General features: G+C 42.8%; 7 protein-coding genes. 3 read left to right on the plus strand and 4 right to left on the minus strand.

All coding sequences use genetic code 11. The features are described from left to right. Positions 1-3: 3 nt before the first annotated feature. Positions 4-1158, minus strand: coding sequence for an EAL domain-containing response regulator (locus tag DBX26_RS17325; protein WP_065301093.1), 1155 nt, complete (start codon positions 1156-1158; stop codon positions 4-6). Continuing rightward, positions 1142-4822 (minus strand): transporter substrate-binding domain-containing protein, encoded by a 3681-nt coding sequence (locus tag DBX26_RS17330; RefSeq protein ID WP_118120186.1) that lies wholly within the window; start codon positions 4820-4822, stop codon positions 1142-1144. The genes DBX26_RS17325 and DBX26_RS17330 overlap by 17 nt, the downstream gene beginning before the upstream one ends. 469 nt (positions 4823-5291) lie before the next feature. On the opposite strand from DBX26_RS17330, the gene ylqF reads away from it, so the two are divergent. Beyond that, positions 5292-6236 carry a ribosome biogenesis GTPase YlqF gene (gene ylqF, locus DBX26_RS17335; RefSeq protein WP_014234088.1) on the plus strand — a complete coding sequence of 315 codons (945 nt, stop codon included), beginning with the start codon at positions 5292-5294 and terminating at the stop codon, positions 6234-6236. Positions 6237-6450: 214 nt separating this feature from the next. Here the strand turns inward: ylqF and DBX26_RS17340 are convergent, their stop codons facing one another. Then, complete coding sequence (locus DBX26_RS17340) at positions 6451-8505, minus strand: hybrid sensor histidine kinase/response regulator (RefSeq protein ID WP_162889771.1); 2055 nt, start codon at positions 8503-8505, stop codon at positions 6451-6453. A 209-nt stretch (positions 8506-8714) separates the two neighbouring features. After that, the gene (locus DBX26_RS17345) at positions 8715-9263 is read right to left on the minus strand and encodes a GNAT family N-acetyltransferase (protein WP_014234086.1); all 549 of its coding nucleotides are present in this window, start codon (positions 9261-9263) and stop codon (positions 8715-8717) included. A gap of 271 nt (positions 9264-9534) precedes the next feature. On the opposite strand from DBX26_RS17345, the gene DBX26_RS17350 reads away from it, so the two are divergent. Next, entirely contained in the window at positions 9535-10659 is a 1125-nt protein-coding gene (locus DBX26_RS17350; protein ID WP_014234085.1) for a fatty acid desaturase, read from the plus strand. A 358-nt stretch (positions 10660-11017) separates the two neighbouring features. Then, on the plus strand, positions 11018-12385 hold the full coding sequence (gene dcuC, locus DBX26_RS17355; protein WP_020334755.1) for an anaerobic C4-dicarboxylate transporter DcuC: 1368 nt from the start codon (positions 11018-11020) through the stop codon (positions 12383-12385). Positions 12386-12411 lie beyond the last annotated feature (26 nt).

Here is a 12411-nt window from a genome sequence, read left to right on the forward strand (position 1 = left end):
TTTTTAGCTCAGTATGGTTATGGCTTCTAAGGGCATAGGTTTATTGATGTAAAAACCTTGGCAAAGGTCGATTCCGTATTCACGCATCACTTTCATCGTCGCCTCGTTTTCAACACCTTCTGCGACAACGTGAATATTTAAGCTTTTTGCTAACGAGCGAATGGCAACGACAATATTTCGTTTTTTGGGATCGCTTTCGACACCGTGTACAAAAGAACGATCGATTTTGAGTTCGTTAAAAGGCAGTTGCGCTAACTTTTCAAACGTAGACGAGCCAGTGCCAAAGTCATCAATAGACACCGTGACACCGTTCATTCGTAGCTTGAGTAGGTTTTTATAAATTGAGGTACTGGCCTGGAACGTATCACGTTCAGTAATTTCTATCGTGATTTGTTCCGGCTCTATATCATTGTCATGGCACAGGGAAAGAAAACGGCTCGCAAACTGCGGATCTTCTAAGTTGGCGTGATCAACATTGATGGATACTTTTTGTGTAAAGCCACGATGTTTGATGTCGTAAATGACATTGTTAAATACCGCATCAAAAAGCGCTTTCGACAGACCACAGCGTTCAACAATTGGCAAAAAATGGTAAGGTGATAACACGCCATAAATGGGATGATACCAGCGCGCAAGAGCCTCATAACCAAGCACCTCGCCACTTTTCGTACTAACCAATGGCTGATAGTAGTTTTTTACTCGCCCCTCATCCAACGCCCAGATAAACTCATGATCGTCGACTTCGATCGGTTGAATAAATGTCGCTTTCTTTTGTGTGTCTTGCTGCATTTTGTCAACAATGTCAGCGACTTCAAGTTGATCGTAAGGCTTTTGTAACTTACCAACCACCTCAAAGCTAAAGTCATTGCACATGGCCTTAACCGCTGAAATGATCGTCAGGTCCATCGCACTCACTATGACGACCTTGCCTTGATAGTTTATATCATCAAGCAACTCCATCATGTCGACCCCATCTCTTCCGGGCATCATGATATCGCAGAAGATGACATCAAATTGTGTGGTTTCCGCACACATAATTGCTTTATCTACGCAGTTAAATGGGGCAACAAAAGCACCATGCTTGCGTAAGGCATGGGTTAGCAAAGTGGTTTGAAGAGGATGATCGTCGATCACCATGGCACTAAATGTTCTGTTCATGTATTTCTGTCCAGTTCTGTACGTTCTCGATCTCCTGCTCGATATGTATAATGAGTTCCGCTGCAAATTTATCCAATTCTGTAGCACTGACCTTCTCTGCCTTAATGCAAAGATCGGTTAACACTGAAATGCCTATTGCGCCCACCGCTCCCTTAATCCCGTGAATCACTCGTTTTTTGTCATTGTCAGTGGTCGCTTTCTTCAACTTAGCCACATCCGCCGCCATCGATTGGCGGAACACTTGAGCAATTTCTCTGGCATCTTGTGAGGTAAACTTATCAATCCAGTTTATTGATGGGCTTTTTTCTTTCTGACCTAAAAAAGGAAGCAATATGGCCTTCAATTTATCCAAGTCATACGGCTTATAAAGCACATTATCCATGCCTAGCTCGTTCGCTTTCTCACTTGCCAGACGGGAATCTTCAGCCGTTACGCCGATAACTGGCAGCGTTTCAAAAACCTGTGAAGATCTCACTCTCTTAACCAAGTCGAAGCCATCCATTGCTGGCATATGAAAATCCGTCAGAAGTGCAGAGACTTGTTCGTTCCGCTGCAGATATTCCCATGCTTCACGACCGTTATTGACGATCACGGGTTCAATACCAAGCTCACGCATCTGCATCAAAATAATGCTCTGGTTGATCGGGTTATCTTCCGCGATCAGAACGGTACCCTTAACCCAAGCGATAGATTCTTGGGGTAATTCCGTTGAAATCACATTCTGATGGCTTTGATCAAACAAGCTTAACAGGGTGTCTGGGTACTGAATCTCACGCAATGAAAGACAAATAGGTGCGATTTCATGCTGACTAAACAGAACGCCTTTACAGCGCCCTTGCTGATCTTTTTCAGGGATTAAATTCGCCGTTATGTCAGAAGATTCATTCGGTGTTTTCATATTCCAGATTTCACACCACTGACGAACAGACAGTGGTAATGCTTCACTGTAAGTCAGCTCTGGATAGTACTCGTAGTTGAGTTCACACAAGGTTACTGGTAGCTTCACAACCATCGTCGTTCCCAGACCATATTGAGAGTCAATCGTGAGGTCTCCGCCCATACATTGGATCAAGCGATCGACAATGCTGAGCCCTAGTCCAGTTCCACCATATTTACGCGTAATCGTGTCATCAGCCTGAACAAAAGGGTCTAAAACGCCTTTTAACTGGTTTTCTGTCATTCCAATGCCAGTGTCCGCTACTTTTATGGTCAACTGCGACTCATGCAAAATGACGCTAATCGCAATTTCGCCCTCAGAGGTAAATTTGACCGCATTAGACAACAGATTAGTGATGATCTGGATGAGTCTTAGTGTGTCAATTTCCACGAGACGGTGTCTGAAAGGCTTCACTGTTACCTTGTAATCCAGCCCTTTATCTAACGCTTTTGGCTCAAAGCTACGTAAAACGTCGCAAAGCGTTGATAGCAAATCCGTTTGTACTGGTACGACAGTTAACTGCCCCGCTTCCAATTTGGAATAATCCAGAACTTCATCAACCAGGGTATTTAAATGATTTAGGGCAAGCATCGCTTGAGAGATAAGCTCACGGTTCGAAGTATCCTCTACCTGACGCTGAAGCAAATCTAGAATGCCATGCGCCGCTGACAATGGCGTTCTCAACTCATGGCTCATGGTTGCTAAAAAGTTTTCACGAGCCCGCACAGCCGTCTGCGCCTTCTCTTGCGCATCGATAAGTGCCTGTTCACGTTCCTTCTGATGCGTAATGTCTTGTACGACAGTAAGGACGAATTTTTTCTTACCACTCGGAGAAGATATTGATTTTCGCTCTCGGTAGACATGGTTAATGCCTAACTTACACCCTGCCGACGCAACCTCTTCGGTAATGCGTTCTCCTTCAATAACTCTGCTCAGCTCATCTTCGTTATCGACAAGGCGCAGACCAGTCGCACAACTTTGTAGGCTACAGCCTTGGCATTGACCATGTTTGTGGCGGGCGCAGTTACTCATTTCCAAGTGGTTATTCTCGTCATGGATAAATACCAGGCTGTTGATTTCCTGAATAATTTCCATAAGCCACTGCTTTTCTTTTTCTTCGTTATTGGCATTCAGCTCGGCCAAATTTACCTTTAACTTCAAATGAGCTAAGACAAAATACGCCACAACTAACAGAACAATAAACGCCACGACGCCTGACACAACGATTCTTGTCATGTGTTCATCGTCATAGCCATAGACTAAATTGAAGTTTCGGTGCGAGCGAAGTAGCTTTTCTATTTCGTTTGAATCAATCGTGTCGATGACACTATCGAGCATATTTTTCAACTGCGTATTGTGGTTAGACACAGCAAAAGCGATAGAGAATGTCAGTGCGTCATGCTCGTTGATGACTAAACCATCGACCTGGTCCTGTGCAATCAAACTATGGACAATATCATCAGGGACATACGCAATATCTAACTTACCCGATTTCAGATCCGTCAATAGCTGCTTGGGATCGTCGTAGCGAGAAAAGCGATCATGCTGCCATGAGTCTAAGTGCACTAACCCTTGCTTTTTCAAACTGATTAAAATGCCAAGCTTGGAGCTTTCGGTCACATCGACATTGCGCTCTTCCGTTCGGATAGACACGAAGTTGTTACGCATAAAGGGCTTTGTCACCAACCAGTCAGAAACCGGTGCATCATCAACATAAGCCACAGGGACAAGATCAGAGTTAAAAGCGGTCAAGCCACTACTTAAGCTCGTTTTTGGCTTAACAAATTTAAATGATAAACCAGTTCTAGATTGAATTAACTCGATGAAGTCTGGAAGAAAACCATCCAGATGATCAGAGTGCGCATTCTTAAATAAAAACGGATACGCTTCTTCGCTGCTGCTGTAAGTAATCTTGTGCTCAACACCTAAATGCTTACGATACTCAACTAATAGCTTGTCGTTGATGTGGTAAGGGTTCTGGGAAGCCACAGAACGAATATTTTTCCCGCTCTTCTCCCAATTTAGGATCTTATTGATTCGATTAATAAGGTCCTGATTTTCCGGCGAAGTAATGAAACTCACGTCTTCATGATTCAGCCATTCTGGTATGGCTACCAACCCTTTAACGATATTGTGCTGATCAAGATATTGGTTGATCGCGACATAAGTAGAAATGAGTGCATTCGCTTGACCAGAACGGACCTTTTCGAAGGCTTCTAATCGCGTTCTGGCATAACTGATGTTGTCGAACCCCTGAGATTTAAGGTTGTGACAATATGAGCTGCCTTCAACACAAACCCAGTGAATTTCCTGATTTGATCGTTGCTTAAGGCTGGCATCTTGATACCAAACGGCAATGGTGCTTGAAAAGAATGGCTGCGAAAACAGGAAGCGACCTTCCCTTTCACTTGTTTTGCTAAACCCAACTGCGCCATCGATGACTCCGCTCTCAACGTCAGCTAACAAAGGAGGAATATGCTTGTAAGGACGAAGCTCTAGTTTGAAGTTAAGCGCTTTTGAAATGTTGGTCAGGTAATCAAGGTTGATGTCATAGAAAGGACCAATACTGTCCAGCATTGAGTCTCCGGCGTTGTGCTGAGTAATCACGCCAACAACCACCGTGTCTTTTTGCTCTTTAATCGTTGATTCCGCAGGTGCATTAAAAGAAACCGCAACGCTAAATAACGTAACGGATAGCAAGAATAGTTTTCTTAAAATGCTGAACATAACGACTTCCTCTGATTGGGAAGTCAGATTAATCTGAGAGCCTCAAAAGTCAAATATCAACACCACAACAAAACACACATATTCCATTGATATATAAAGATTATTTTAAAATTAGTAAGTACATTCCTACAGAATCTTCCACCTTTGACTACATTCTTTTTGCGCTCAATATCTCAGCAAATAATATTAACCAGATTGCATCTTACATTTGTAAAGATGAGGATGAATAACTGTAAGCTCAAATATTCGGCACTTAATACTGAGTAAACGGTTTTTCGCCATCATCTTGAGTGCTTAATGGGATTACGTGATAAACTACACGATTAACAGCAGAATGAAGCTCAACTCTGCGGTACATAGAAAAGATACTTACAACTTCCAGTATACTGGCCATATCAAAGCGTTCCGCCAAGTATTCAGGTTAGTAACCGTACCCCGTATGAGCACAGAATTTAAGGTAGTAACTCAAATGGTTAATAACTCAATCCAGTGGTTTCCTGGCCACATGCACAAAGCACGTAAAGAGATCGAAGAAGCGATCCCACAAGTGGATGTGATCATCGAAGTACTGGATGCCCGTATTCCTTTTAGTAGCGAAAACCCTTTGATTTCTCAGATTCGTGGTGATAAGCCGGTCGTTAAGGTATTGAACAAACGCGATTTGGCAGACCCAGAAATGACTCAGCTCTGGATAGATCACCTTGAGCAAGAACAGAATGTGAAAGCGATGGCTATCACAACGTCTGAGCCTCAGGAAGTTCATAAAATTATGGAACTTTGCCGTAAGCTTGCACCTCACCGCGAAGAAATCGGCAAAAACATTCGTACCATGATCATGGGCATTCCAAATGTTGGTAAATCAACCATCATCAATACGCTTGCAGGTCGTACGATCGCCGTAACGGGTAACCAACCTGCGGTAACGCGTCGTCAACAACGTATCAACCTTCAAAATGGTATTGTTCTATCTGACACGCCAGGAATTTTATGGCCAAAAGTAGAAAACCCGCACAGTGGTTTTCGTCTTGCTGCAACAGGTGCCGTGAAAGATACCGCGATGGAATATGATGAAGTGGCATTTTACACCATCGAATACTTAGCCGCTCAATACCCTGAGAAGCTGAAACAACGTTATCAAATTGAAGAGCTTCCAGAATCTGATATCGAAATCATGGAAGAGATTGGTCGTCGTCGAGGCGCGTTACGTGCTGGTGGCCGCGTTGATCTGCACAAAGTATCTGAAATTCTGCTTCATGAGTTACGTCAGGGAACGTTAGGCCAAATCACTTTAGAACGTCCAGAAATGATTACGCAAGAGCTTATCGAAGTGGAAGTTGAAACCGCGCGTAAAGAAGAAGAAAAAGCCAAACGTAAAGAAGAACGACGTAAACGCTACTTGCGTAACAAGCGTTAATTCCACTCTTTAAACCCTATACCGAAAAGCTCAGCCTAATGCTGAGCTTTTTTATACCAATCTGGATAAGTAGATGGTCTATTAATTGCGCTGGAAAAATCACTTAGAGCAAGGCATAGATTGCAGTAACTAGTTATTCTAATTTCAAAATCTATAACGCAGCTATCAGCGATTTTACCTAGCAAGAATGATTAAATACTTATTTAGATTGGTATTATACCCAACTAGCTATTTTATCGAGTAAGCGGCTTTTATCGGCTGGTTTCACGATGAAATCAGACATACCGGAAGAGTCAATTTTATCCAAAGTAATGCCTGTGCTATCTCCTGTATAAGCAATAATAGGGACCGACGCATAACGCTTGTTAGAGTTTCGAATCACTCTTGATGCTTCAATCCCATCCATCACTGGCATTTCAATGTCCATGAGAATCACATCGATACGCTCTGTTTCTAACGCTTCGACCGCTTGTTGTCCATCTTCTTTCTGAATGACATCAAACCCCTGCTTTTCTAACAACATAGCGGTAAATTTTCGTAGTGACTCGTTGTCATCTACTACCATAATTGTGTGTCGGTCCGGGTGCACTGACGGCACTGTTTCACTGTTGTTTGATGAGACCGTGGTATCACGTGGCTCAAAAAGAATTTGGTCAATGGTATTTGCTGTATTAAGCAACCACGCTTGCGTTTCTACCCATATCGGTTCATTAACTGGCTGATATTCTTTAGGAACTGGATGACGCTCAAATAAGTAAACGATGCGTGCTTCGCTGTAGGCGAACAAGGATTCAAATTGCTGGAGCTGATCAACAGCGCTGTCTAAGCTATGTAAATCAATAAAAATCGCATCGTAATCACAATCATTTTGCTTGTGATCAAGTGCTTCATTGACTTGCATGCACTTCAGCGAAAAACCCATTTGGCTGCTCGTCTCATAACCTCTGGAGAGAAGTATGTCCTGATTCGACACAACAAGAACCCTCTTCAACATAATGAGTTCTTGTTTGATCTTTGTGACAACGTCAGAGTTTAAGCGCGGAAAGCTCAAAGTAAACTGAGACCACTCACCGAGAACGGACTTCGCCTCAATGCTACCGCCAAATGAGGACATCACCTTTTTACAGAATGGCAACCCGAGACCATAGCTTTTTGATTTGCCAGTGGTGTAAAAGTCCTGAAAAATATTGGGAATCACGTCAGACGCGATACCTGCACCATTGTCCGTCACAATGATTTTATTTACCGACTCTTCAGTTTTTAGCTCTACGAGAATATGAAAGTCTTCGGAGCTACGGTGATGAAAAGAATTTTTCAAAAGGTTGTACATAATATATTGAAGCAGTGTGTCACTACCTAAGAAGTAGAATTCGTCCCGCACATCCAGAGAAATAACGCGTTTGTCTGTCGAACGCTCATAGCTGAAACTGTCTATCGCCTGCTCTACAACATCACGAGAGGAATACTTTTTGAAAGTGGAACGCGAAATACGATTTTCATCAATAGAAGTAAGCAATAAATCAATCGTCTCATTCGCTGAATGAATAATACTCTTGGCGTCTTGACTGACTTCATTTAGCAGCGCGATATCTTTACCCGTCATAAGATATTGATCGCCATCGGCCATTTGCTTACCTGGCAATATAGAACGAATCAGCTCTATAGACGTAGAAAGACCACTAAGAGGGTTGCGCATTTCATGAGCGATGCCTGCACCAAAATATTTGGCTAATGACACTTTTGATTCATGTTCAACTTGGTTTCGCACATAGAACATATTGCCAAAAACATAGATAAACAAAAAGATCGGAATATGTGCCCAATCCATTGCAATGTCAATTTGGAAACCTTTTGATACCCAGGCAAAAAACGTCGCTAGCGCAACTCCAGTAAAGGTCTGTGCAAACATGACTCTAGTGACATGTACTAACAAAATGTGCAGGAAGATCGCACACATGAACGACATCACCCAAACTTCGGACCAGTCATTCATCAACAACATATAGAAGAAGAAAAATGGCAAGCAGATCGTAATGGTAACCTGGTAATAAATGGGAATGTAACGATGCAAAGCCGACGGGACACGATTTCTGAAGATAATGCCTAGGAATAATAGTGAGCAGAACAAACGCAGCGGTAAGTTTTCATAAGTTTGTGGAAACATCATTTCCCAAACCACGTAATATAGAGGGAAACCAATAAAACCTAGCCAGCCAACAAGTGTGAGGTTGGGCTCTGCGTACTGATAGACTTTACGCATCGCATCCATATAACCCAACTTACCTGCTTTACTCTGATGTTCCATATCTGTCACTGATTATCATTGTTATTATCTTTTTGGGCGGGTGATTATATAGTACTCAACCACGATAAACAGTATGGAATGGTATAAATATTAAACAATCTTGCTCTTGCCCAACAAAAAGAGCAGCGACCTGCTGCTCTTTATGCGTATAACATCATAAGCTAACGCGATGGCTACGAATAGACAACATGGTCCTCAATGCCATTTACCAAAGCTTGCGCACTCGGCCAACTAAACACTTTTTCCATCACTTCCGTGCCTCCCGGTGCGCGCCAAATACGCTCCTGGCACTCTCGCCCACCGATATGGCGATAAAATTCAATTGCTGAAGTATTTTGTGAAACGACTTCCAGATATAAGCCACTGTCTTTGAAGAATTGTTGCTGCCATTCAGCGGCGGCAAGTAAGAGTTGTTTTCCGATACCACGGCTACGAAACGCGTCATCGACATGCAATGCATCAATAAAAGTTCCACGCTCAAAATCATGGTTACCAAAGATGCAAACAAAGCCAATTAAAAGACCACCCTCTTCTGCAAGTACAATGTGCTGATTAAACGGAGGGTTGGTAAGACGGGTCTGCCAAATCAGCATTTTATCATCCAAAGCATCTTTGTCTAAGTAACTGCTGCTGAGGATACCTTGATAGTGACGTTTCCAACTCTCTGCATGCAGATGCGCGATGCGCTCGTAGTCCTTATATTCCGCTAGTCGTAAATCCATTACGTATTCCTATATTCTTATAAATCCTGCTCTTCCGCCATAACTTGGTCTTTTTCACTAATTTAGACCTTATTTACTGGTAGATTTTCCATAGCTTAAGCCAAAGCTCATTTTTTAATACTACTCATTATTTAATTAAAAGCAAAATATGCCGACAAGTTTATCGAGAATACACTACAAGAATCATCACATTTGTATAACTTCAATTTGACTTACACGTGTACGCTGATATTCTAGCGCACAGTTGTTAGCTCAAAGTCAGGAAAACACTGTGACTCAAAACAGACCACCTATTATCTGGTTGAATATATTAATATTTTCGGCCAGCTTCGTTCTTACTTTCATTGTTGCACCTTGGTATGCCTACCGCTTTGGGTTGGGCTGGGAACATTTGATTTGGGGCATTATTGCGTTCAGTTTTACCAACTTGTCGATTACTGCGGGATATCATCGCCTTTGGAGCCACAAAACGTATGAGGCTCATCCAATTTTACGTTTCGTATTTGCTATAGGCGGTGCGTTTTCTCTACAAAACAGTGCATTACATTGGTCGTCCGATCACCGTGTCCATCACAAACACGTGGATAACAACGATAAAGATCCCTATTCAGCTAAGCGTGGCTTCTGGTACTCACACATTGGCTGGATGCTACGTGATTACAATAAGTCCAAGCAAAATGAATACACTAACTGTCGTGATCTGAAACGCGACAAGATTGTGATGTGGCAACACGACTACTATGTCCCACTTGCGCTAGTGACAAATATCGGCTTTCCCGTTGCCTTGGGACTTATTTATGGTGATGTATGGGGAATGCTACTGGTTGTGGGCGCAGTTCGCTTATTTATGAGCCACCACACGACCTTTTTTATCAATTCATTGGCTCATGTTTGGGGTAAACAGACGTTTACTGACAAAAATACAGCGCGTGATAATGGAATCCTGGCCTTTTTTACCTTTGGCGAGGGTTACCATAATTTTCATCACATCTTTGAGAATGACTACCGTAACGGCGTATATTGGTGGCATTACGACCCAACCAAATGGCTGATTAAATCTTGCTCTTGGTTAGGGTTAACCTCGAAATTACGTACAACGCCGACTTTCAGAATAGAAAAAGCGCGGGCTACCCAATTGTTGAAGACAACTAAAGAAAAGCTAGAATCAAGGCCGAATACACAACCGATTCTCGACCAACTTCAGCAAGAGTTTGATTCTCTCGTTCATCATATGCAGGAGTACTATGAGGTTCGAAAAGAGCTGTTCAGTCAAAAGACCGCAGACGTCGTGAAAAAGTATGAATACTCACTCTGCAAATTGAAGTATCAGCAGATCAAAGCCGAGTTTGAAAGACAACAGCACAGCTGGAACCTTATGGTTCGTCAATACGCGTAACCTTATCCCGACCACCAGTTAAAAAGCTCCGAGTTATCGGGGCTTTTGCTTCTTATATCCCTCTTAATTCACAATCCGCTTTCAACTGCATTTTTTGAATACTTTCTGGACACCAAGTCGTTTTAATTGCAAATCAACCTCAGTGTTTTGTTTCTTTATTAACCATACAATTCAGCATATATCACCTATTAATCCATAATTAAACAAAATAATAAATCGTCGTTACTTATTAAATTATAATTTGTTTTAGATCATGTAAGTCCCAGATTCAACTCGTGCCACAGACAAGAATTCTGTACATTCTCTGTCATAAATTGACACAGTTTCATCCTTTTTTTCATTACATCTGGAGACACTTATGCTAGAGCTCTTAATTGGCTTAATAGTGACCATTGCCGTGGGCTACTTTATTGTCAAAGGCTATAAAGCAGCCGGCGTGCTTTTAACTGCAGGTATTAGTTTACTTCTCATGACTGGCTTTTTAGGCCACCAAGTTCTGCCATCAAGCATCACTTCAACAGGAAACATGGTAACGGACTCATTAGAATACGTTAAATACATGCTTCAGTACCGTGGTGGTGGCTTAGGCATGCAGATTATGCTGCTTTGTGGTTTTGCGTCTTACATGACACACATCGGTGCCAACAACGTAGTAGTAAAACAGTTCTCGAAACCACTTTCTGTCATTAAGTCTCCTTATGTTCTTTTAGTTGCAGCGTACATCGTGGCTTGTTTGATGTCTCTAGCAGTAAGCTCAGCGACTGGTTTAGGTGTACTTTTGATGGCAACGCTATTCCCGATGATGGTAGCGATGGGTATCTCGCGCCCAGCAGCCGTTGCAGTCTGTGCGTCACCAGCCGCGATCATTCTTTCTCCGACTTCAGGCGATGTGGTTATCGCTGCAGAGAAATCAGGACTGGCTCTTGATGTATTTGCTGTGCAAACCGTTCTACCTGTATCGATTTGCGCCATCATCGTCATGGCTGCGGCTGCTTTCTTCTGGAACAAGTATCTGGATAAGAAAGAAAATACGCCAATGGAAAAAATTGATGTATCAGAAATCAAAGCTGATGCACCGGCGTTTTACGCAGCACTGCCGTTTTTGCCAATCTTCGGTGTCTTTCTCTTCAATGGCCGTACCATCCCAGGCTTAAGTCTGGATATCTATACCATCGTGGTTGGCTCTATTTTCTTGGGTGCGATTATTCATTACGTTGTAAACAAGTTTGACGGCAAAAAGTCTCTGGAAGATCTAGATTCTTGTTACGAAGGTATGGCCGACGCGTTTAAAGGCGTAGTAATGCTGTTGGTTGCTGCTGGTGTGTTTGCGCAAGGTCTGATGTCTATTGGCGCAATTGATAACCTACTTCACCTAGCGGATCAGGCTGGTGCTGGCGGCATTGCTCTTATGCTGATTTTGACAGCCCTAACTGTTGCGGCAGCAATCGCTACAGGCTCTGGTAACGCACCATTCTATGCTTTTGTTGAGCTTGCTCCTTCACTGGCAGCGAAAATGGGCCTGAACCCTGCGTTCTTAATCATCCCAATGCTGCAAGCATCGAATCTAGGTCGCACGATTTCTCCGGTATCAGGCGTCATCGTAGCCACATCTGGCATGGCGAAAATAAGCCCATTCGAAGTGGTTAAACGTACCTCTGTACCTGTACTGGCAGGCTTGGTAACAGTAATCATAGGCACAATGGTACTGGTACCAATGAGTGCTTAGTACGTCTGGTGACAACATCTAGTTTC

Origin of the sequence: Vibrio sp. dhg (assembly GCF_003443775.1) — a bacterium.
Classification (GTDB): Bacteria; Pseudomonadota; Gammaproteobacteria; order Enterobacterales; family Vibrionaceae; genus Vibrio; species Vibrio natriegens.